Genomic DNA, 22,001 nt, shown 5'->3' on the forward strand with positions numbered 1-22,001 from the left:
GCGCGCCGGCACTACCGTGAGGCGGAACCTCAAACTTCAGGGCTCTGCATGAACACGACTGCGCCGCTGCGCTCGGCCTGCCCCAGCGCGACAAGCCGAACTCTTCCGCAACAGCGAACGAGGTGCGGTCGGGCCATGTCACTCTGATATGGATGCAAGCAAACCGCCCGCCCCGGCGGAGACTCAGCCGAGCGTCAGCGGCACCGACCCGGCGCTGCTGCGGCCCGATCTGGCGCTGGAGGCAGGCTCCGCCGATAGCTGGGCGCTGAGCGGCCACTGGACGCTGGCCGGCCTGGGTCTGCGCTTGCCGACGCAGGCCTTGCCCGAGGCCAGCAGCCCGGCGCGCGCGCTCGATGCCACAGCCCTGCGAGCCCTGGACTCGGCCGGTGCCTGGGTGCTGCGCGCCTGGTTGGGCAGCGCAAAGCCGGCGCTGCAGGGCTGGCAGCCACAAGCCTTGGCTTTGATGAAGGAAGTCCTGGCGCGCGAGGAAGCGCAGCTCGCCAGCCCACCGGACGGCAGCCGGCTGCAGCGCGTGGGCAAGGCCGCGGTCGCCATGGGTCGACAGGCACAGGCCTTCCTGCACTTTGTTGGCGAGCTCAGTCACGCGGCCTGCCGCGCCCTGCCCCACCGGCGGCTCTGGCGCCTTCGCGCCATCGGCCATGAGGTCCAGATTGGCGGCTACGACGCCCTGCCCATCATCGGCCTGACCTCCTTTCTGCTCGGTGTGGTGGTGGCCTACCAGGGCGCCGATCAGCTCCGGCATTACGGCGCCAGCGTCTTTGTCGTCGAGCTGGTCGGCTACGCCATGCTGCGCGAATTCGCGCCGCTGATCAGCGCCATCATCATTGCCGGCCGCTCGGGCTCCGCCTATGCCGCGCAGATCGGCACCATGGTGGTGGCCGAGGAGGTCGATGCCCTGCGCACCCTGGGCATCGACCCCCTGCAGCGCCTGGTGCTGCCCAAGATCCTCGCCCTGAGCCTGGCCCTGCCCTTGCTGACCGTGTTTGCAGATATCACCGGCGTGTTCGGCGGCATGGTCATGGCGCGTTGGCGCCTGGACATCGGCTACACCGAGTTCGCTGAACGGTTCAGCCGGGTGATGCAGGGCTCGGCCCTGCTGCTGGGCCTGGGCAAGTCCCTGGTCTTTGCCCTGATCATTGCCGCGATCGGCTGCTTCCAAGGCTTTCGCACCCAGGGCAGCGCCGACAGTGTGGGGCGGCAAACCACGCTGGCCGTGGTCCAGGCGATCTTCCTGGTCATCGTCGCCGATGCCTTGTTCTCGGTGGTCTTCAATATGCTGGAGCTGTGATGATGACGACGGCCGCCGCTGACGCCCCCGTGATCGAGCTCAAGCAGATCAGCACCCGCTTCGGCAGCCACAGCGTGCACGAGGGCCTGGACCTGAGCGTGCGGCGCGGCGAGGTCCTCGGCTTGGCCGGGGGCAGCGGCTCCGGCAAGTCTGTGCTCTTGCGCGAGATGGTCGGCCTGCAGAAGCCCAGCGCAGGCCAGGTGCGGGTGTTCGGCCAGGAGCTCGCCGGCCTCGATGCGGCGCAAGGCCTGGCCTTGCGCAAACGCTGGGGCATGATGTTCCAGCGCGGTGGGCTCTTCGGCGCGCTGACGGTGCATGAGAACGTGGCCCTGCCCTTGCGGGAGCACTCGGCGCTCGAGCCCGCGCTGATAGCCCGCATCGCCAGCTGGAAACTTGCACTGACCGGCCTGCCGGCCGACGCCGGAGCGAAGCGGCCGAGCGAGCTCAGCGGCGGCATGCTCAAGCGCGCCGCGCTGGCCCGTGCCATCGCCCTGGACCCTGAACTGCTCTTCCTCGACGAGCCCACGTCGGGCCTGGACCCGGAAAGCGCCAGCGGCGTGAACGACTTGATCCTGCGCACCCAGGCCTTGTTCGGCCCGACCGTGGTCATCGTCAGCCACGATCTGGATCTGCTCTGGCAGGTCTGCGACCGGGTGGCCGTGCTCGGCGAGGGCCGGGTGCTGGCCCTGGGCAGCATGGACGAGCTTTCCAAAAGTCCACTGCCCATCGTCGCAGCCTATTTCGACGACCGGCGCTCAGACGCTCAGAACGCGGCCGCGCAGAAGAACTCGGCCACGTCCGAGCAGGCCCCATGAAGCGCTGCCATGGATGACAAGCTCAACTACGCACGCGTCGGTGCCTTTGTGCTGCTGCTGGGCGCGCTGCTGGTGGCCGGCGTGCTGTGGCTGGCCTCGGGCCTGGGCACGCGCGAGAAGATGGACCCCTACCAGGCGGTGATCGCGGAATCTGTGGCCGGCCTGAGCATCGACGCGCCGGTCAAGTATCTGGGCGTGGACGTGGGCAAGGTCGATCGCATCGGCATCGACCCGCACAACTCGGAGCTGGTGCGCCTGCACTTCCTGGTCCACCAAGGCACGCCGGTCAAGCGCGACAGCGTGGCCGTGCTGAAGACCCAGGGCCTGACCGGCATTGCCTACGTCGAACTCAGCGGCGGCAGCGCCGCTTCACCGGCACTGCGCGCCGGCGCCGACGGCCTGGCGCCCATGATCCCTTTCAAGCCCTCGCTGGGCGCGCGCTTGGAGAATGTGCTGAGCTCGGTGCTGAACAATGTCGACCGGGTGTCGAACAACCTCAACGCGCTCTTCGATGCCGAGAACCGAGCGGCCCTCAAATCGACCCTGGTCGATGTCGCCGCTCTGGCGCACGCGCTGGCCGGCCAGCAGGCGGTGATCAAGGCCGCGCTGGCCGATGCCGCGCGCACGGCGGCGCTGACGGCCCGCGCCGGCGAGCAGCTGCAGCCGGTGCTGGACCGCATCGCCAGCAGCGCGCAAGCCGTCGAACGCATGGCCGAGCTGGCCGCTTCGGCCAGCGCCCGCGCCGGCGAGACGGCCGAAGCCGCCACCCAAGGTTTACGCCAGATCGACGGGCAGACCTTGCCCGAGCTGGCCCGGCTGATGGCCGAACTGCAGCAGCTGGCCGGCGCCCTGCGCCAGCTCAGCGAGCAGACCGCCGTCAGCCCCAACAGCCTGCTGATGGGCAAGCCCAAACCTCAGCCGGGCCCGGGAGAACAGGCACCGTGAACACGCAGCAGCGCAAGTTCAAGCACAGCTTGGCCACGGTCGAGACGGCAGGGAGCCTGTGGCGGCCTCGCTGCGGCCTATGGGCCTTGCTCGCCACCGCATCCCTCCTCTTGCCAGCCTGCTCCGGCAGCCTGCTGCCCAAGCCAGATCCACTGCCGGCACGCTTCAGCCTGGACGGCGGTTCAGCGGCAGCCACCACCTACAGAGCTGTCCCGGGCGCCGCGGACCTCACGGTCGACCTGCCGCGCGCCGCCGCCGGCTACGACAGCACGCGCATGCTCTATCTGCGCCGGCCACTAGAGCTGGAGGCATTTGCCTTCCATGAATGGGTGGCGCCGCCCGCGCAGATGCTGAGCCCCTTGCTGCCGCGCGCCTTGCAGCAAGGCGGCAGCTTTCGCATCGTGCTGGCCGCCGCGGCGGCCGCGCCGACCCGCTGGCGGCTGCAGACCGAATTGCTGCGCTTGCACCAGGACTTCACCCAGCGGCCCAGCCGGGTCCGCCTGAGTGTGCGGGTGCTGCTGCTGGACGGCATCTCGCGCCAAGCCCTGGCCGAGCGTGAATTCGACATCGTGGTGCCAGCCGCCCGCGACGACCCAGTGGCCGGCGCTGTCGCAGCGCAAGCCGCCACGCAGCAGTGGCTGGAGGCGGTGACAGCTTTCTGCAGGGAACAGGTGCAATTGCAGGCGCAGATTGCGCCCTCAAGAGCGCGCCACAACATGCCATAGGGCCTGCAAGCGAGCGCGCAGCCCTGCCATTCGTGTGTACATAGGAAAAAGGACCTGGATGCTCTCGCTTCCAGGTCCTTGATTTCTCTTCTTACTGATGGTCGGAACGGTGGGATTCGAACTCACTACCCCTTGCACCCCATCCTATTAAACACGAAATTCCCCGAATTTCTCTGGACGCCCCTGGACGAACAATTCTCTTGTAAATCAACGATTTATAGCCGATAGTTCATTTTACGACGTGCAACGCGGTTCGCCAAAATCCGCGTTCCGGTTTACCCATGGGTTTACCCATTGGAGGCTATCGAAATGACTCGCTACCCTCGCCAAGGCAAAGGTCGCCGCTGGTCGGTAAAAGAACTCCAGGCTGCTCCCGCCGCATGGAAAGGTGACACGTTGAGCGACGGAGATGGTCTCAGCGGCGAAGTAAGAACGTCCTTGGACGGGAACGTGTCCGTCGCTTTCCGCTTTGCCTTCAAGTGGGAGGGCAAGGTGAGTTGGCACTATTGCGGCACCTGGCCGATGAACACGTTAGAGGCCATACGAACGGAGCGCGATGACGCCCGGTCTCTGGTGAGATCCGGCGTTAGACCAACCGATGCCAAACGAGCGTCAAAGATTGAAGCGCAAGCGCAAGTCGAAGCTGTGCTCGCGGAAGTGGCGCGCAAAGACGCAGAAGACCAACCTGTGCGTGCAATGTATGAGTCATGGCTACGCGATGGCGTTGCGCGCGCAGACGGTAACGCAGAGATTCGCCGCAGCTTCGAGAAAGATGTCTTGCCCAGCATTGGTGCCAAGCCCATTCGCGAGGTCACCGAGCACGACCTGCGCGCCCTGCTTCGTCAAATGGTGAAACGCGGCGTGCATCGCCAGACCGTTCGCACTTACAACGACATTGTCCAGATGTTCGCCTGGGCCGAAAAGCGCAAACCGTGGCGCGGCCTGATGTCCGACGGAAACCCCGCTGAGCTGCTGGAGATCGAGAAGATTCTCCCTCCCGGCTCTGCCATCGACAAACCGCGCGAGCGAGTTCTGTCAGCCGAGGAACTAAGGGAGTTACGTGACATCCTCAAAGGCATGGAGGCCGTCTATGCGGCTCAGCCCGCTGGCCAGAAATACGGTACCGCCCGCCCGCTCAAAAAAGAGAGCCAGCTCGCACTTTGGATCTGCATCAGCACCGCCTGCCGCATCGGAGAATTGCTGATGGCCCGATGGGAGCACATCAACCTAGATGCTCGCGAATGGTTTGTGCCTGCAGACAATACCAAGACCAGCGTCGACTGGCGCGTCTACCTCTCCGACTTCGCGTGCACACAGTTCAAGGCACTGAAAGAACTGACGGGCGACAGTCCGTACTGCTTTCCAGCACGGACCGCAAAAGGAGAAGCACCGGCTCAGCATGTCTGCGTCAAGAGTGTCTCCAAGCAGATTGGTGACCGGCAAACACAGTTCAAGAACCGCAGTGGCCCATTGAAGAACAGGCGGAATGACAACAGCCTCGTTCTGGCCAAGGGCACCAAGGGTGAATGGACGCCACATGACTTGCGCCGTACAGCCGCGACCATGATGCAGGCCCTTGGCGTTCTTCCCGACATCATTGACCGCTGCCAGAACCATGTGCTCGCAGGCAGCCGTGTGCGCAGGCACTACATGCATCACGACTACGCAGAAGAGAAGCGAACGGCTTGGACCAAGCTCGGAGATCGCCTCAAGAACATTTTGGCCATCGAAGACGAGGGCGGGACGGTTAGTCCCTAGAGCCCAGGTCGAGGAGCCAACAAAGGCGACGCCTCAGCAGCTATTGCCGTCCGGGTGCTCTCCTTTGTCTGCTCCGCTGTTGGCGCCGACGACAAATTGACCCGAGACGCCAACTTTCGATTGTCCCTACCAACCGACGTCGTTAACCGAGCAGCAGCATCAAGCAACGTTGCTCGCGGGGTCAGTCGGCGGTCGGCAGAACTACGGCAAATGGGTCAATCCGCGATTGGCGCTCACGCCCCAGGGCCAACAACTGGAAATTCGCCACAAATGCACAGATTTCTGTGTTTATGATACAAACAAGTCTTCTATACAAACTAATTATTGTGTCTCAACTACAGGAAACGCTAGGTCAGATCATGCGACGGCTCCAGGTCTCTCAGGACCGCCGTCTGACCTATCGCGATCTTGCGGACATCGCCGGCACCAGTGAGCGGACCATGTCCGAATGGATGCGCGGCGCGACCTCGCCCATGGGGATGAATGGGCTGCTCAATTTGATGTCCGCCTTGAAGGAGGACGACGCGACAAAGGTGCTGGAGCTTTGGCGAGAAGCAGCACCGCAGGATCCCACCAGTGCCAACGAGGCCCAGGAGAAGCAGAAATGACCAAGATTAAGACCGATCCGACAGAGGTGCGCTTCTATCGCGCCAGCGAAAAGCCGTACGGCGCTTTCAGTAATCTATACCGGCGCGAGATCGAGTTCGAGGACGAGAAGTTCACGACCTCCGAGCACGCTTACCAGGCCGGTAAGGCCCGCAAGCCCGCGGTTCGGAAATGGCTGATGGAAGCCCCCTCCCCCGCGCTGCTGGCCATGGCCGCCCATGGGCTCTACGTCTGGGACATCAACTCCGACTGGTCGAAGATCAAGTTCGATCGGATGAAGCGCGTGTTGCAGGCCAAGTTCACGCAGCATGAAGACCTGAAGGAGCTACTCCTGAGCACCGGCACGGCGCGCCTGGTGGAGTCCGCTACTGTCGACAACGCCGTGAATCGCCTCTGGGGCGAGGTCAACGGCGTCGGCAAGAACAAGCTGGGCGAGCTGCTGATGGAAGTACGCGCCGAACTCGTGGCGGCCGCAGCGCCCGTCAGGACCAAGCGCAAGGCCGAACCCAAAGCACCGACAAAGAGTCGCGCGGCTAAGGCGACCGTGGCCGACAGCGCAGCGCCTCGGTCAAAGCGTCGAGCAGCAGCCGAAGCCGTCTCCGCGTAGGGCGGCCGTCGACGACGTCCGACCGACGTCGTGCGCGAAGCTGCGGAAGGTCTGATCAACGAACAGGCCTGGCCCCGTGCGCGCTTGCGCGACGGAGCGGCCGGCCCGAACGATCTGGTCGGGAGACCAGGTGGCCAGCAGACCGCGAGCCCCTTCCGTCATGCAGTTCAGCGTCGAAAGCACCTGGCCAAACGCGAGCGCATGCTCGATCGCATCGCGATCGATGAGTCGCGCACCGGCGGCGGCGCCGAATAGTTCATGCACCATGCCAGCAGTACACCAGTCCCCAGCACCGGCGGTGTCGTGGATGAACGGCAGCCGGAAGGCCGGCAAGTAGGTCCACGACCGATCCACCGTTCCAGCGCGGAACCGCAGGCCATGCGAACCGCGGGTTTGGATCTCGATGCCATCGGGGCGCAGGTGATAGGCACCCAGATCTCCGAGCCGCTCATCCGCATATTTGACGACGTGAGCGGCACGCGCAGCTCTCACGAACAGGTCCACGTCCCCGCCCACAGCCGACGGCTCGAAAACCACGACCGCGCCATGAGATGCGTACTGCTCAGCGACCGCCACACCGAGTCGGGTCGGCCGGTCCAGGTAGAAGACGCTCGCGGGCGGCAGATGGGCTCGCACGTCCGCGAACTCGGGATCGTCGTCCCAGTATGGGCGGCGCCGGCCGCCACAGTTCGGGCAGGCAAAGGTAAAGCGATGGGTCGCGTCATCCTCGGCTGCTTGCCTGTCGAGTTGGTGCTGGAAGATCACCGGTGTGCAACGAGCCATGGAGCGCTGCAGCAGCCGCATGTCGGCGCCCACGCGCTCGAAATCGCGTCGGATGGCGTGACCTGCGAGGTCGTCGCCCAGCACGCCCACCGGCGAGGTTCCCCAGCCCAGGGCGCCCAGGATCGACAGCACATTGCCAGCCGATCCGCCGAGGCTTGGCGTAGCCTTCGAGCCATCCAGCCGAACGATCACATCGAGCGCAAACAAACCCGTACCGGCGATGGAGAGAGCTGCGTTCCTCACGTGCGGGATCTCGGCTGGGTGTCTATGGGCGAAGCCAAATGTGCCAAAGGTGTTCGGGTGGATTCTGCGAGAGGTCGGGCACGGAAAACAACGCGGAGTAATACCCGATGCTTTCCTCGTACATGATGGGCAAATCCTGTTCCATCGCTGCCAGCAACATTCCCACGCTGCCGATCCTGGAGCCCGAGGGCGACAATACTGTGACCGACGGCACCTTGCAGGAAGCAGAGAGCGCGTCCGTGCGGCTGCGATGGATCCGCATGATCGTGGCGCAGACGTCCATCGGATTCGATTCGTGTGCGTAGATGACGTCTAGCAGGGTGACGTTCCAGTCGTCCAGGAAGGGCCCCTGGAACTCCTTCAGGAGCTTGTCGCCGCGGCGTGGGTCCCAGGACGGGAAGGGAAGAATGGGGCATGTCTCGTCTGGAGCAAGTTTGCCCTGGATACGGCTTAGTGACGTGGCCGCATTTTCCGACAGTTGCGGGATCCAGAGCTTGATGGCCTTGTCCATCTTGGATGTATCCATGACACCCTGGAAGCCGTGAACGAACTGTGGTGAGTCGCTCGAGGTCGACTGCGCCTTGATCGTTGAGCGGTTGCGGCCAGCAGTCAGTACGTGCGCGCTAGGCTGACCGGCCTTCTTCGATTGCTCGAAGACGTACTTCACCACCGGAAAACAAACCCCGCGGGACATCGAGCTGGCGTCGACGAACACGTCCGTATAAGTCTCCCCCAGGGACTTCCTACAAGCCTGGGCGGCCCGCCTGCCAGCCACATTCGCCGTGTCGTCGGAAGCCACGATCTCGATCGTTTCGAAGGCCACCTTCCGCTGGGCGAGCGCCGCCATCAATACGTCCCGGTTGCGGGCGGCTGCGGCACGCAAGATCTCCGACACCTCGGGCCGGTCCTCCACGAGGAACAGGAAGTCCACCTCCGCGAAACCAGCCAACGCCAGGGGAAAGTGCAGGCAGATGTCATTGAAACCCAGCGTCGCGATGCAGAGCACCTTGCGATCCGCCGTGATGTAGTCGCTGAAAAACTGGGCGCAGTCCTCGCCCTGGCTGACGATATGTTTCATCGGCTACGCCCCCTCCCCTGGCACCATTGCCTGCAGCCTCCGCAGCGTACTCTCGATGAAGCCACCGCGGTTGAGCGTGAGCCCATACGCGAGGTTCGGTAGAGCGCCCAACTCCAGCAGGCACCAGACCTTGCCCTTGCAACGGTAACCGGGCACGAACACTAGGGCGTTGTAGGCGAACGCAAAGTGAAGCACACGAGCCAAGCGACCATCGCGCTGCAAAACCGCATCCATCTCCTCCTGTGGAATTCCGATGGCATTGGCACCTGCGCCGAGCGGTGCATTCCCTTGCAAGGTCTTGGCCAGGCACTGCGTGGCAATCTCTTTGACCAGCGCGCGGACAATGCCGTTGTAAGGGTAGTCCCAGTCAGCCATTGCCTGCTTGGCTTGACCAACCAGTGCGATGTGCTGCGCTTTCGGTGCCAGGTAGGGTTCGCGGTTGCGGATGACGCGTGCCAGCAATTCGTCGACGAGAGTGCCAGCCAAGCGAACGAACTGCTCAATGTTCGAGTTGCTGGCCGCGATGAGCTTGTCCATACCGAAGTAGTACGGTCGCTCGAACTCGTGCATCAGTTGCACGCGCGCACCCTCCAGCACCGTGGAATTGACCTTCTTGTCATCAGAGGCTGGCTCGTCCAGCAATTCGTCGTCGCCCAGCAGGTCGATCTGAGGAGTCTTGTTCTTCTCTCGATAGATGAGAATCCGAAGCGCCGCCAGTGACTCATCCGCCAGAGCGTCTTCGCGAACGCGTGCATGCAGGGATTCCACCAGCGTCCTCGAAAAGCGTGCGTCCTGCGCGAGCTTGTCGACCTTCTCTTCGAGCTGTCGATAGACCCCAGGAGCAAGTTCAGCCGCAGCGGCCTGATTCAGCAGGGGCTTGAGGTCCGAGATGCCACGCCGGCGGAACTCGGGGATGCTTGCTATGTAGCGGCTCGCGATGTCCGTCGCCACATGCTTGAAGCGCCTCGCGGTCCCCAACTGCATCAGCTTCATGATGTAGTCACGATCGCGGATGGACCCTGGCTGCATGTCCTCTTCAGCGATGACATCTTTGGCCAAGGCCTCACGGTAATCGTCGGCCGAGACGATATCAGGGCGACACATAAGCCAGCGCGAAATCCCCATGGCTTTGGTCTTCAGCCAGTCCCGCAACTGCGTGAATTGCGTCGGATGCAGCTCGTGCGCGTCATCAACGATGATCATCGGGCGCAGAACGACATCGGCATCGATGGGCGCATCGAGCGATCCGGGCCAACGACGAACCCGGAAGCCGCGGAGCACTTCGAACACGTCGTAGCTCGTGTTCAGGAAGTTCTCTGCCATGTCCTTCTCTTCCGGCGGCACCAGTGAGGTCACGATTCGGAAGATGGCCAGCTCGATGCCGCGCGCGTACTCTCGGAATGTCTCCGCGCGATCAGCCCCCGTTGTCGTGAACACGGACTCCGAGTTGGCGCCCATCACGATCTCGACATGCTCCAACGAGACGCCCATCACGTCCAGCTGATTGAACCAGCCCAGGACCGCCTTCGACTGCAAGAAGGCGCGCAGCAAGGCCAGCCGCGTTTGGTCGGAATAAGGTAGCTCCCAGATGTCGCGAAAATTGGTCGACATCGGCAGGCGGTGCCCGAGGATGGCCGGCAGACCATCCCTAATCAATTCATGGCCCGTAAGCACATCCACAAGATCGCGGTTGATCGGGCTGGCTGTGTCCAGGCATAGGTTGTAGAGCGACTCGAATTCGACGACCTGGGCGATCGTCGTCTTGCCGCAGCCGGGCGTGCCCACGACCAACGTTAGCTTCTCTAGAAGCTGCTTCTTCTCGGGCTCGAAAAACTCCTCGAAAGGGACGGAGCTGACGAGAGCGAGCAGCGTGCGCCGGTCGGTGATTAATTCCGTACGGCGCTTCTTGAAGGGGTTATCCATGGCTTGAGTGCCTCTTGCGACGCGCGAAAAGCGGCTTCATTCGCAGCGACGCGTCTTGTTTTGATTCGGCCCACAGAAGCGCGATCGAGTTGTTAGGCGTGTTGTGTTCCAGCACAAGCGGAAGGCCGCACTGCTTGTAGCCGTACCAGATGTCCTTCTTGGTGTGCTTGTCTTCAATGCCGTTGTCGTAGTAAGCCTTGATCAGCGTCGTCAGGGCAGTGTCCGCACATTGGTCGTCGATCACCACGTCAGGAGGCAGAACGTACGAGAAAGACGTGCTGAAGTGGAACAGCGAGTAATCGGGCTCGAAAGCCTTCAGGTCCTTCTCGATCTGGCTCCGCGCTTGGTCAGAAGCAAGGTGATGGTGGATATGCATCACGCAGTCCGCAGACAGAAATTCGCCCAACCGTTCCGCACTGGACTTGTAGAACTTTTTGATCTTTCCGCTCCAGCCCTTTGTCGCGTCGTGCCGCAGGAGAGAGGATCCCGAGCCGGAGAAATCGTCGACAAGGCAGATAGCCTCGAAGGTTGCGTTCGCATCCACGGCAGCCCGGTCCATGCCCATCTCAAGCAAACTCTCCTTGAGTTCGCCTTGAAGGTCCTTCCACTTGTCCGTGGTGATCTCGCTGAACGCGACAACCTGCTCGTTGGAGACCTTGCCCTCGTTGTAGCGTCGGAAAACGTCGATGCGTGCGCCGTCACTCAGGCCGACGTAGAGCGTGCGCCGCAGCAATTGCGCAACCCGGTCAATGGCGGCCTGCTCGATGTAAGTCCTGTACAGCGGAATCTGCATTTCCTTGGCCACGCGGTGATGCGCGTTGCGCTCGACGATGGGCATCATGAGGCTGACGAGGTGGTGCATCTCACGCTGGCTCACATAGGCCAGCCGTTCCTTAACAAACTGGTAGGCGGCCTTCTTCTCCGCTGTGGTCGAGAATTGGCTGAGCCAGTTAAGCAGGTTGACATGGAACCGCGTGCCCGGCTGAAAGCCCTGGTAACCGTCGTACTTGTGGTCGATCATCAACTGCAACTCGCGGAACTCCTTCGCGAAGTCTGCATCCGTCCAGTCAAGCTGCTCGCCGATGTACTTGAAGGCCGTCTCGTGCTTCATGTGGTGTTCAGGATCGGAAGGAGGATGGTTCTACGCGCCGAACAGGGCTGCCGGCAGCAAGCGAAACGCGCCGTCGTGGCGCGAGAGACCGCGCAAATAGGCGCTGGTCACATCGACCTGGTTGCTGCCTGACGCGCCGAAGTTCCAGCACGCGGTCAGGTCGACCGATACGCGCTCGCAGCTCAGGCTCAGGCCTTCACTCAGCAACTCGTAGTCGTTGCCGCCCTCATGGCCAGCGTCGCCCAAGCGCAGGATCTCGGTGTTCGGGTCGATCTGGCACCGAGCAGCGATGTGAGCAACGACCTTTCGTTTTGATGTGTCGGCATCCAGGATGTCAATGGAGTGCCCGGAGCTAAAGGCTCGCCAGCCGCGCAAGCCATTGCGCTCGAGCCAGTGCTGGAGTGCCGCGAGCAAGCGGGTGCATTCATGAGCGCTGTCCAGGCGGATGCTGAGCTGGCCGCCACGAGCCAGATCCGACAAAGGCTTGCAGTGCTGGTGGTACACCGATTTTTGGAGCCAGTCCAACAAATCCTGGAAGGCTGCGTTCGCAGGTGGTTGCTCAAAACCTTCGTCCAGTCGGGCAATCAGCGACCCACTGTAATAGCCCACGGTGATTGCGCCGTGCAACTCCGGGTCGAAGCTTTTGCGCAAGTCATCGTACAGAGAGTTCCCTCGACCAGTCGCGATGGCAAGCACCATGCCCTGGCGGAGCAATGAAGAAACCTGCTCAGCGTGTTCGGCAGCCATCAGGTCGAAGCGGTTCTCGGCCCGGCACAAGGTGCCATCGAAGTCACAAACGATCGCCTTAATCTCTGCCCTGGTCAGGCCGTCTGCATAGTCGGCTGCGGCCGCCACGACACCGGGCTTCGCCGCCCGCTCGCCCCGGACCTGCGGTGCTTCCTTGCGACGCGCCGCGAGTTCTAGCCTGCTCTGCACCTTAGGTGAGGATCGCAGAAGCGACGCCGATTCGATGGCGTGGATGGCTCGGCCGAACGCCGGCACCTCCGGCTGGCCGGGATCAATGCCGGCAGCCTTCGCAAACGCGTCGGTCAAGAACATGGCGTCGATCAGGCCCGCGATCGCCGTGTCTTGTTCGCGCTGGCCATCGAGCTCGATCGTCCACTGCTGCACGGTGGACGGCAGCAACTGAGCCGTGGCCGCAGCAAGCGGAGCTTCCTCAACTGACGTCGCCAGGATCACCGCCATCGGAGTCTGGGACGCGAGCTGCAGATGCCGGCCATGGGCGAATTGGCGCAAGTCGGCCAGCTGCACATGGCCGAGCGCGGCCTCAGCAAACTTCGACTCCAAGTCCATCGCGAAGGGCTTGGCCTGGGCCGAAAACAGGACCAGTAGACCGGACTGGCGCGCGCGCTCGAGCCCCGCCCAGGAATTGAAGTGTTTGCGGCGTGCGCCAAGCCGCTCCGGATGGAACAGCGGCCCGAGCTGCAGCATGAAATCGCTTTGGCCGAAGAACACGCGGTAGGCCAGCGTGCTGGTGGCCAGCAGGGAATTCGTCGCCAGATAGCCGTCCTTGCCCCAGTCCATCTGGAATGCGAAGGCGCGCAGCGAGGCATGCGCGGCGGCAAACTCAAGTAGCGGGTTCGACGTGGTGAGTGTTAGTGCGGCGCTGCTGAGGTCGGCGGCCTGCGCAGCCTGGGCCGCGGCGAGCACATCCCGGTTCTTGCCCTCGGCCGACAGCAGCAGCGCGCGTGGCGAGAGCCGCTGCAGCAAGGCATCGAACTCGAGCGGGGTGACCGCCGAGGTGGGCGAATGGTGAGCAAGCTCGCGGAACAGGGCTACAACAAGCGCCGCCGAGTACGAGCCGCCCGAGCCAACGACGGCCACGTGCTCGCCACTCCATCGGCTGAGGAAACGACGCAGTTGATCGACCGGCTGCTGGCCGGCCCACTGAAAGGTGTGGGCGAAGCCATCCAGCTCGTCCGAGTACGGTTTACCCAAAGGCGCTCCCTGCTGCCAAGCTATTGCGTTACCGCATTGTCGAAGCCAAGGCCTTGCCATGGGCGAAGTGTCCCAGGTCCGACACCGCAGTGACGTCAGCCGCCAGCTGTGTTTTTCGATTATTCCTCGACGTTAACACCGCTTACAGGGTGGCGCAGGCTTTGAGACCAGGACATGTCGCGCGCACGCGTCCTTTTGGGGGTGTGCACGTCACGCAGGCCCGGCCAGATGGACGCATGGAAGCGTGCGGGTTTTACGAATGAAGTGAGGACAGGTCGCTGACCCAGGGCACAATGCCCGTAGGTGAATTCGCGCGACCCGATGGCGTCTCGGCGTAGGACGCGTCCGATCATAAATCCGCCCTACCCGACCGCGTACTGGGTCACATGTACTTCAAGTTTCGCGCTGGCCATTTGCACCTCTCGTTCTTAGTTGAACAAGCCCTCAAACTCGGTCTCTAGACGCGGACTCATCGCCACCTCTAAACGCAACGGTTATGCTGAGTTGCTAGTGGGTCGGAGATCCCCGCTTATGGCTTGCCTGTTAACGGCATCTCGATAGCAAGTGGAAGGCCGGGGAGACGAGGCTGCAATCCATTCGCCTTCAACGTCACCGAGCCTGCGCTCGTCCAGGTTCCTGACGGCTTGAATGAAAAGACGCAAATGTTCGCATCCTTGTCCCAGCGCGTGGACACCCCTCCATTGGTGGTCGTCTCTGGCTTCCAGGCGAGGCCACACACGGTATCAGTGAGGTCTCGAAACGATGCTTCGAAATGGTCCTTAACCCATCCTGCGTTCAGAGAGTCCGGCGCCGAAGTCGCGGAGTCCGCGACTGTGCGCACTACCTCGGCGCGCAGTACAGCGTAGGTTGTACTTGTCTGCGGCTGGAGTGCTGCGTCTTCGATCAGATACGTCTCAAAAGATTCGAACGCCATTTCACGGGAGATGGTGCCTCCCGCATCAGCGGTAGCCTTGACGCTCGCAACGCCAATGCCACCGCCACCGCCACTTTCAACTCGAGCTTCGCCTTGCGCCGAGGACTTCCCCTTGTTTGAAGCCCACAGCAAGCGGAGCTCTCGCAGGACATCAATCTGCATCGCATCAGGCGCCGAGGGGCGAACGAGGTCGATTTCAGCAATCGCTGCGTGAAGCAGTTCCAACTTCTCCCGAGCACTCGGTCGAATTTTTGTGGGGACGGTGAGCGGGTACAGCGCAGCTATCACCGGAGAAGTGACCGTTGCCTGAGCAACGGAGACGCTTCTTGACCCGTTCACCAGCCCTTTAGCGAAGGACTTCAAGTCTGCCGCCCCCAGACTAACCTCCAGATTGAAGGTGGATGTCAGATAACCGGAGCAGTCCATCGTGTAGACAACTGCGTCTGAACTTTTATCTACAAGAGCGAGTGGATTCAACGTCGCATATTGGCTAGCACTCTTCAAGCGAGCGCTGACTATGCTGCCACCGTCCGTCTTTGGAAACTGGATCGAGGCGAGCGCTGCAGCTGCTGCCTGACCCTTCACCGCCGTGTATTTCGGAAGGATGGCCGGGTCAGGGAACAGTTTGGCGTCCAGGTCCGGAGGGATAAAGCCGTCGGGATTTGTGTTCTTTATCTTGTCCAGCACACGCTGTGGCAGCGGGCATTCGAAGGACTTGAATAGACGCTGCATTTCCTGACGAAGCGAGCTCTTGTCTGCTGGCACGACTTCGTCTGCGCGGAAGTATGCCTTCTTGATGTCGAAGACACGGGCCTTTAGCGCTGCAATGTCTTTGGCGCTTGCAGCGACCGTCGGCGCTGGTTCTGCGGCAAGAGCCACGACTGGCGAAAGCAGAAGCGCAGCCAGCAACGTTACGCGGCTGCCGTTCATGCACGGCAGGTTTTCTCTGCTCATCGTCTTCTCCCTCAAGTTGTTTCGCCAACTTTCACCTTGAGGGGATGGTACGGAAATAGGTTGTTTCCCTCGGGCAGCTCCTTTGGGGCTGAGGACCAGCGGTACCCGACTTGAATAAAAGACGTTTTGCGCCGTCGCGCCGCTCATCTGCCAGCAGCTTCATTGACGCATGGGGATTACAGCTAGCCACTCGGGTCAGCGTCCGGTCCGTGGTCGCACCTTCGGCTTCACCGGCGTGCGCCCGCCGGCAGGGGGCGTGATGGCCCCACGCTTGCACTACAACCACGATCTACACGCATGAACTCCGGATGGACGTCGGGGTGGTACGCAGCCCATTAGATTCGCCTCCCTGCGCTGAGCCGGCGCAAAGCTGACGTTGGCTAACCTCCGCAATCAGCCTAATGCCGAAATTAGATGGAATTCTGGTATGCAGCCGTTGCTGCTGCTCGCCGCCGGAGATCGAGTGCACGCTGACCGCGATCAAGCTGCCATTGGGCCCGCGACCACGAAACACGCACCAACGTCGGCTGCACCAGGAAAAGGGGCCGCAGACAGCGTGTGGCGCAATCAGGCTCCGCCTGACAGACTGCCAACCGCCGACCCGAACTGACGCTGACGACCCGGAGCCGTCTTCAGCCTATTCAGATTGGCTATCAACGCCATTCGGCTGGCTCTAAGCCTTCAAGCCTTGCTCGACCTTTCTGCCAAAGATATGACAATCTTTGTTTTCTGCTGACAGTCTTTGTTTATACGATCAGGCGTCACACTGTCGTGCGTAAGGAGCGCAACCGTCACGCTCTTCGCGAGATTTCTCGTCTTTTCGACATTGCTGCCACGCCGCCGGTACAGCACAAATGTCTGGCTTCCAAATGCTGGCGCCGCGCCTATCCTGCACTCAGCTTTTCTACTGTTCTTGGTCTTCAAAGGTGTGGCTAGGCGCTGAAATTCAGGCCCAAATCACCGACGATTCCTAACTTTCCGAGCACGCGGTGAGCCTAGTCGCTGGCCAAACGGCAGCAACCAGACAGATGTGAACCGAAACCGGACCATATCCGGACCATATCCGGACCAAAACCGGACCGTAAGCGAACCGTATCCGGACCAAAAGCGGACCATATCCGGACCGTACCCAAACCTTTTTTGAGCCCAGTGCACGAGTGACGCCTCAGGCGCGACAACATGTCGGCCTAACGGGCTCCGGCGGCCCGGCATCGGGCGTGGCGGGTGTCAGCAGTGTCGGTCTGGCCGAAGGCCTGTCCGGCACGGGGGCGCGTTCATGCACCGCATGAATGCATTGAAGCCCCCACCCGCTGACACGGGAGCGGGCCGCCTCTCCCCTGCCCTGCCGCTGTCGCAGCTGCCCTTCAACGGGGCGCCAGCTCCAAACGATCAGATTGCTCTTTGACGTCCAAGCCATGCAGCGCCCCCACCGCACGCGCAAAGCTCGCACTGTCGCCGGTCCTGAACAGGCCACTGACTCGCAGCGCCTTGAGCCTGTCGCCATAGACCATCACGATGGGCTTCGAGCTATAGCGGTTCATCTCGGCCACGGCCTCATTGAGGGCGACATCGTCAAACGAGGCCTCACCGCGTGTCCAGGCCACGGCACGGTCCAGACCTGGCCGATCAACTCGCACCTTAGAAGTTCGTGGCGCGGCCATTGCGCCATCAATGTGCACACGCTCACCAGCAATCATCACGACCGGACCAGCCCCCGCCGCTACGCCCACAAGACCTGCCTGAGGCCGCAAGACAACCTGTCCCTCGATCAAGGTCACTTCAAGCGACGTGCTGACCTCTTGACTACTCGACTGCAAGCGAACGAGAAAGGCGGTTCCTGTCGCTTTGACCTCAGCCCCACCCGCAGCCACCAGGAAAGGGCGGGTGGCGTCCTTGGCCACTTCGAACAGAGCCTCTCCAGCCTCGACTTCAACGAGCCGCTGAGACGAACCCAAACTTGCCCGGACCTTCGTGGCGGTGTTCAGAGACATGCGACTGCCATCCCCCAGCATCACCACCCGGTGCTCCCCCACTCCCGTGGCGTACACCTCTCCGGTTTGCCATGGCTGCAGCGCCAAGACCAGCACGGAGGCCAGCACCAGGAACAGTGCCGCCAAGGCCCACTGCATAGGCCTGGCGACTCTCACGCGCTGCTCTGGAGACCTTTTTACACTGCCCCAGGCGTTGGCGTAGGCACTGAGACTGAGATTCGCAACCTCCTGCCATGTCTCCGTACATCGTTCAAAAGCAAGCCGATGCGCGGTTGACTGGGCCTGCCAGGCCATGCACTCGCGCACCACTGCTGGCGTACGGCTGGGGCCATGCAAACGGGCGATCCACACGGCAGCTTCAGCAGCGATGTCCGGCGACACCGATGAAGGAGGCCGATCCCCGGCTTCAGCGGCCACCTCGGTTCGTCCTCCTCCCACACGCCCCGGACTGCCCTGCTCCCCCTCAAACTCAGCCGCCACTACCAACCTTCCATCCAGCTTGTCAGCTGCAGGGTGGCCTTGGCGACATGCTTCTCCACCGTGCTGATGCTCAAGCCACGATTCTGAGCAATCTCTTGGTAGGTCAAACCATCGACCCGATGGGATAGAAAAATGCCCCGGGTCTTGTCGGTCAGGCGCCCTAACCCAAGGCTCAAGCGCGCCATACGCTCTCGAGCCAGCACGATCGCCTCAGTGCCTGGAGCGGTGTCCAGCAGGACCACATCCTCCACCATCAGCTGTTCACCGTGACAGACGCTAGACCGGTGAGCATCAATGGACAGATTCAGAGCCGTTCGCATCATGAAAGCCTCAGGCTTGGCAACCACCTGCTCACCTTCATAGCAAGCCAGGCGAACCCAAGCCTCCTGCACAAGATCGTCCGCGTCATGCGAGGAACGACCGCTGCGCATCAGCGCGGCACGTATTCGGAAAAAGACTGGGGGTAGGTTCTTGAGCATGGGAGATCCCTCCAAGAGTCAATGACCAGGTGACGCAAGGCCAGCAGCAGGATCAATTGCGCGAATGGCAGACAGAGTCGACTTCAAGCACCTAGAGATGTTGAGCCGCAGCCCTTGGCGCAACAGCGCCTGTGCCAACTGAGCAGGACGAGTCTTTCGGTCAGCAGCCCGGCTAGCTTTTCAACCATCTCCAAGCGCGGCCTGATGCTCTCTGACCTAAACGCCGCCGAGCTTCGCCCACGCTTGCAAAGTAATTCTACGAATTTCGTAGAGACGGTGCAATTGCATCCTACGAATATCGCAACTTGTCTACTCGATCCAAGCCCACATCCACAGTCTTCGGCCGGCGCCTTCGCGAAGCCAGGACGCGCTCCGGCCTTCCTCAGGATCGGCTCGGTGTTGAGATTGGCCTGGACGAAGCAACCGCCAGCACCCGAATATCTCGGTACGAGACGGGCGTGCATGAGACCCCCTTCGACACAGCAGTGCTTCTGGCAAAGGCACTACATGTGCCAACTCCCTATCTCTATTGCGAGGATGACGACCTGGCCGCTTTGTTGTTGAGTTGGGGGGAACTCTCAAAAGGAGATCAGAGGCGAGTTCGTTTGCTCATCGAGGAGATAGGCGCGACGCGCAAGGGTGCACGTTGAGCCCAGCCGAACGGCAGACGCCGACATCTGCTTCAGGCTGATCTCGGACGTTCGACCATGGCGCTATCAGTGACTGCTGTTGCCAGAGGATGATTCGACATGAGGCGAAGTGCTTCGCCGCGCGCTGAAGGTGCTTCGAGGGCGTGCATGAACATTCCCCACGTGAGGTCGGCGGCAGCGATCTTCTTCAACACGCGTCATGCCTCCCGATGTTCGGGACCATGGAATAGCTGATGTGCGAGAACCCAGCGGGTCCGGACATTATCGGCGCGGCAGACGTGCCGCGTGCCAACAATGAGGACGTCGGCTGCGTACAACGCCGATGTGCAAGCGATGGCCCTACTCCCGTGATAGGACTTGACTTCTCGCGCGGTTAGCCTCAAATGAGGGTTGCTACTAGCAGACATGGGCTGCTGAGCTTCATGGGGCGCCGGACAGGGCCTGATTCGGGCGATTTTTCACGTATTACCGAGTTACAATTCGATGTTTTTTCGGGCAAGCTCTAATACTGTCGTCGATCGCGTGTGTAAGGCTACGGGCCTTGTCACGCACCAGCCTACATCGCAGGCAGGAGACGCGGCCACGAAAGGGTGCGGAACCCACAGGGAGCAGATGTGAACGAATTTGGGCCAGAAAACAAGCAGCTTGTCGAGTTGCTGACTAAGGTGCTCAAGGACCACACGAACGATCAGTTGAGTCGGCTGGAGGAGCGCCTCGAGGTGTTCTCAGTCGGTGTCAATCAGCGGCTTGACCAGCAAGCTGAGCAGACCCAGCAACTCGCCAAGTCGATCGCGGATCTCACGCAACGCGTGCTCGAACTCGAGTCCGCTGCAGAGTCGCGGGATGAAGACATGTCATCTCGGATGCGATTCCTCATGAATCGAATGAGTGATCTTGACGGCGCTCAGCGCACGAGTGCACGCGCTGCGAGTGTTGGGTTCGCCCCTGCGTATTCTTCGAACGAAGCTCGTTTGGACGGCCGAAATTTCCATACACGTGAGCGAGACGTACGTGCTCGCTCGCCGATGGAACAATAAAAGAAGAATAGACCAGGGCTCTCGCGCAGACGTGAGTCCTGGAGGGGGGCGGCTGGGGTGCCGCCGCGTTGCGGAATCGCAACTTACGACGCCTAAACTTAGACCGCCCAATGATGAAAGAGCCGCAAGGGAGGCAGGCTCGAAATGTGGCGAAGCAGACAAGCATCCTGAACCGTTATGGTTGGATCAGAAGGGTGCGTCTCACCGTTGCATCACTACTTGCCTATGTCACGAAGCACCCCATGTTTATCGTGGGGATGCCGGCGAAGCAGACGCCGCCTGACGGAGAGCCTTCCAGACTCCGACTTACGGAGACGCCTGCCTACTGGATCTGGATAGCGATCGGATTCATTGTCGTCTCAATGCCGTTGGCCATTGAACGACCAGCAGCGATTGCCCTTGTTGCGGTAGCCGCGATTTGGCTGACGGTGCTCGCTCTGCGCGTGCAGCATTTGAACCGCACCATGTCGAAGATGCAAACCAAAGAAGGGTGGCATCTTTGCTCTCCCTACTGGGAGGCCAAGTCTCGGGCAAAAGCTTGGATTCCCTGCGCTGGCGCTGCACTCGTATTCTCATTGATCCCAGCCGTAGGCTTGTACTTGGTTGCCGATGAGCGCGGTGACCGTTCGCTAGGGTGCGGTGCACTCTACGCGCTGGGCGCCGTGATTTGTGCCATCGTCGCTGTTTTGCTGAGATGGCCAGCCAGAGCGGGCCCGACGCTTCCAGCTCTGGACAGTTGGCGGGCCCAAAGTCCCACCGCCGTGCAGGCCATGATTGACGCCTCCATGCACGGGACGTGCCGATACCCGTCCATTGCCTGGCGCACGTATCCCGATATGCGCAGCGAGGTGATCAGGGCGGGTCTTGCGCTCGCCTTGTTTCCAGCAAGCCCCGACAAGCCCATTTGGCGACGCAGTCCGCTGTATGTGCTGACGTACTTCGCACCAGTCTCGCTCCCGCTGCTTGCGTTGATCGTCACGCCGTTGACCTGGCCCATGGCCTTCGGAGGAACGGGCCTCGATAACACCACGAAGGTGCTTCTTGCGCTGTCATCGATGGTGTGGGCCGCGTGGGCTATTGCGTTCTTCTCATACTTTGGGGAGAGAGACTTCCTCGTGCCTTGGCGTGTCCGGCAGAAGGAGCGCTTCGCGAACGCGACAACCGAGTTGCTCGGTTTTCCTAATCGGCATGCGCGCAACTTGGCTGCTGAGTTCTTTGCTGATAAGGGGCCAACGGCGTTCAACCTCATGGCCCTTGTCGTCGTGCCGGCGTTCGCTGGCTACATCGGGCTCTTCTCGGCGCCTGACAAGCCATCCGAACCGGCCGCGCCAGTGGTTAACGAGACCCACATCTCTTTGAGCTCCACACAATGCGAAATCTCGCCTTCGGCGGTAGCGAACGTGAGCCTTTCTGCGTCCGGCACGGCCAATATTTCGCTGAAGGGCAAATTCTCGCGGCGTACGAAAGCCGTTGGTTGTGAAACGGGAACCGCCGCATCGGCTCCCTCTCTCCAAACTTCCGAACCACCGCATTCCGCCAGCTCGACGGCGTCCGCACCATTTGAAGTTGATACGACCGCGCCAAGCGTTCGCTAGCCGTGATCGGCACTAAAAA

18 protein-coding genes are annotated in these 22,001 nt (G+C 61.7%); 10 read left to right on the plus strand and 8 right to left on the minus strand.

What is annotated here, in order from left to right:
• Positions 1-148 precede the first annotated feature (148 nt).
• The 7 genes from ACQY39_RS20790 to ACQY39_RS20820 all read left to right on the plus strand — a co-directional run bounded on the left by ACQY39_RS20790 (position 149) and on the right by ACQY39_RS20820 (position 6,765).
• Entirely contained in the window at positions 149-1,309 is a 1,161-nt protein-coding gene (locus tag ACQY39_RS20790) for an MlaE family ABC transporter permease (protein WP_428509469.1), read from the plus strand.
• On the plus strand, positions 1,309-2,124 hold the full coding sequence (locus tag ACQY39_RS20795) for an ABC transporter ATP-binding protein (RefSeq protein ID WP_428509471.1): 816 nt from the start codon (positions 1,309-1,311) through the stop codon (positions 2,122-2,124). Before ACQY39_RS20790 ends, ACQY39_RS20795 begins: the two co-directional genes overlap by 1 nt.
• A gap of 9 nt (positions 2,125-2,133) precedes the next feature.
• On the plus strand, positions 2,134-3,069 hold the full coding sequence (locus ACQY39_RS20800) for an MlaD family protein (protein WP_428509473.1): 936 nt from the start codon (positions 2,134-2,136) through the stop codon (positions 3,067-3,069).
• On the plus strand, positions 3,066-3,794 hold the full coding sequence (locus tag ACQY39_RS20805) for an ABC-type transport auxiliary lipoprotein family protein (RefSeq protein ID WP_428509475.1): 729 nt from the start codon (positions 3,066-3,068) through the stop codon (positions 3,792-3,794). The genes ACQY39_RS20800 and ACQY39_RS20805 overlap by 4 nt, the downstream gene beginning before the upstream one ends.
• Before the next feature lie 309 nt (positions 3,795-4,103).
• On the plus strand, positions 4,104-5,552 hold the full coding sequence (locus tag ACQY39_RS20810) for a tyrosine-type recombinase/integrase (RefSeq protein ID WP_428509477.1): 1,449 nt from the start codon (positions 4,104-4,106) through the stop codon (positions 5,550-5,552).
• Between the two features lie 359 nt (positions 5,553-5,911).
• On the plus strand, positions 5,912-6,160 hold the full coding sequence (locus tag ACQY39_RS20815; protein WP_428509479.1) for a hypothetical protein: 249 nt from the start codon (positions 5,912-5,914) through the stop codon (positions 6,158-6,160).
• A complete protein-coding gene (locus ACQY39_RS20820) occupies positions 6,157-6,765 on the plus strand; it encodes an NADAR family protein (protein ID WP_428509481.1) in 609 nt (202 codons plus the stop codon). Before ACQY39_RS20815 ends, ACQY39_RS20820 begins: the two co-directional genes overlap by 4 nt.
• Here ACQY39_RS20820 and ACQY39_RS20825 read toward each other — a convergent pair.
• The 8 genes from ACQY39_RS20825 to ACQY39_RS20860 all read right to left on the minus strand — a co-directional run bounded on the left by ACQY39_RS20825 (position 6,727) and on the right by ACQY39_RS20860 (position 18,700).
• Entirely contained in the window at positions 6,727-7,791 is a 1,065-nt protein-coding gene (locus ACQY39_RS20825) for a hypothetical protein (RefSeq protein WP_428509483.1), read from the minus strand. The two genes, ACQY39_RS20820 and ACQY39_RS20825, sit on opposite strands and share 39 nt — an antisense overlap.
• Before the next feature lie 22 nt (positions 7,792-7,813).
• Positions 7,814-8,869, minus strand: coding sequence for a hypothetical protein (locus ACQY39_RS20830; protein WP_428509485.1), 1,056 nt, complete (start codon positions 8,867-8,869; stop codon positions 7,814-7,816).
• Between the two features lie 3 nt (positions 8,870-8,872).
• A complete protein-coding gene (locus tag ACQY39_RS20835) occupies positions 8,873-10,792 on the minus strand; it encodes a hypothetical protein (RefSeq protein WP_428509487.1) in 1,920 nt (639 codons plus the stop codon).
• Complete coding sequence (locus ACQY39_RS20840) at positions 10,785-11,903, minus strand: phosphoribosyltransferase-like protein (RefSeq protein ID WP_428509489.1); 1,119 nt, start codon at positions 11,901-11,903, stop codon at positions 10,785-10,787. Before ACQY39_RS20840 ends, ACQY39_RS20835 begins: the two co-directional genes overlap by 8 nt.
• Before the next feature lie 30 nt (positions 11,904-11,933).
• Complete coding sequence (locus ACQY39_RS20845) at positions 11,934-13,862, minus strand: HAD family hydrolase (RefSeq protein WP_428509491.1); 1,929 nt, start codon at positions 13,860-13,862, stop codon at positions 11,934-11,936.
• A 529-nt stretch (positions 13,863-14,391) separates the two neighbouring features.
• On the minus strand, positions 14,392-15,750 hold the full coding sequence (locus ACQY39_RS20850) for a hypothetical protein (RefSeq protein ID WP_428509493.1): 1,359 nt from the start codon (positions 15,748-15,750) through the stop codon (positions 14,392-14,394).
• Positions 15,751-17,114: 1,364 nt separating this feature from the next.
• Positions 17,115-18,158 carry a FecR family protein gene (locus tag ACQY39_RS20855; protein WP_428509495.1) on the minus strand — a complete coding sequence of 348 codons (1,044 nt, stop codon included), beginning with the start codon at positions 18,156-18,158 and terminating at the stop codon, positions 17,115-17,117.
• 62 nt (positions 18,159-18,220) lie between these two features.
• Positions 18,221-18,700 carry an RNA polymerase sigma factor gene (locus ACQY39_RS20860; RefSeq protein WP_428509497.1) on the minus strand — a complete coding sequence of 160 codons (480 nt, stop codon included), beginning with the start codon at positions 18,698-18,700 and terminating at the stop codon, positions 18,221-18,223.
• Positions 18,701-19,005: 305 nt separating this feature from the next.
• On the opposite strand from ACQY39_RS20860, the gene ACQY39_RS20865 reads away from it, so the two are divergent.
• The 3 genes from ACQY39_RS20865 (at position 19,006) to ACQY39_RS20875 (ending at position 21,982) form a co-directional block, all read left to right on the plus strand.
• Complete coding sequence (locus ACQY39_RS20865) at positions 19,006-19,350, plus strand: helix-turn-helix domain-containing protein (RefSeq protein WP_428509499.1); 345 nt, start codon at positions 19,006-19,008, stop codon at positions 19,348-19,350.
• A gap of 614 nt (positions 19,351-19,964) precedes the next feature.
• A complete protein-coding gene (locus tag ACQY39_RS20870; RefSeq protein WP_428509501.1) occupies positions 19,965-20,387 on the plus strand; it encodes a hypothetical protein in 423 nt (140 codons plus the stop codon).
• Between the two features lie 770 nt (positions 20,388-21,157).
• Positions 21,158-21,982: a hypothetical protein gene (locus tag ACQY39_RS20875; protein WP_428509503.1), complete on the plus strand. Its 825-nt coding sequence runs from the start codon at positions 21,158-21,160 to the stop codon at positions 21,980-21,982.
• Positions 21,983-22,001: the final 19 nt, after the last annotated feature.

The sequence above is a fragment of the Roseateles sp. genome (genome assembly GCF_965262435.1).
In the GTDB taxonomy this organism is placed as follows: domain Bacteria; phylum Pseudomonadota; class Gammaproteobacteria; order Burkholderiales; family Burkholderiaceae_C; genus Paucibacter_A.

Bases quoted from the DNA above. Each gene is read 5' to 3' on its own strand.
- ACQY39_RS20815 (WP_428509479.1), top strand. From the start codon at position 5,912: ATGCGACGGCTCCAGGTCTCTCAGGACCGCCGTCTGACCTATCGCGAT.
- ACQY39_RS20840 (WP_428509489.1), bottom strand. From the start codon at position 11,903: ATGAAGCACGAGACGGCCTTCAAGTACATCGGCGAGCAGCTTGACTGG.
- ACQY39_RS20795 (WP_428509471.1), top strand. From the start codon at position 1,309: ATGATGACGACGGCCGCCGCTGACGCCCCCGTGATCGAGCTCAAGCAG.
- ACQY39_RS20860 (WP_428509497.1), bottom strand. From the start codon at position 18,700: ATGCTCAAGAACCTACCCCCAGTCTTTTTCCGAATACGTGCCGCGCTG.
- ACQY39_RS20790 (WP_428509469.1), top strand. From the start codon at position 149: ATGGATGCAAGCAAACCGCCCGCCCCGGCGGAGACTCAGCCGAGCGTC.
- ACQY39_RS20875 (WP_428509503.1), top strand. From the start codon at position 21,158: ATGATTGACGCCTCCATGCACGGGACGTGCCGATACCCGTCCATTGCC.
- ACQY39_RS20835 (WP_428509487.1), bottom strand. From the start codon at position 10,792: ATGGATAACCCCTTCAAGAAGCGCCGTACGGAATTAATCACCGACCGG.
- ACQY39_RS20800 (WP_428509473.1), top strand. From the start codon at position 2,134: ATGGATGACAAGCTCAACTACGCACGCGTCGGTGCCTTTGTGCTGCTG.
- ACQY39_RS20810 (WP_428509477.1), top strand. From the start codon at position 4,104: ATGACTCGCTACCCTCGCCAAGGCAAAGGTCGCCGCTGGTCGGTAAAA.
- ACQY39_RS20830 (WP_428509485.1), bottom strand. From the start codon at position 8,869: ATGAAACATATCGTCAGCCAGGGCGAGGACTGCGCCCAGTTTTTCAGC.
- ACQY39_RS20820 (WP_428509481.1), top strand. From the start codon at position 6,157: ATGACCAAGATTAAGACCGATCCGACAGAGGTGCGCTTCTATCGCGCC.
- ACQY39_RS20850 (WP_428509493.1), bottom strand. From the start codon at position 15,750: ATGAGCAGAGAAAACCTGCCGTGCATGAACGGCAGCCGCGTAACGTTG.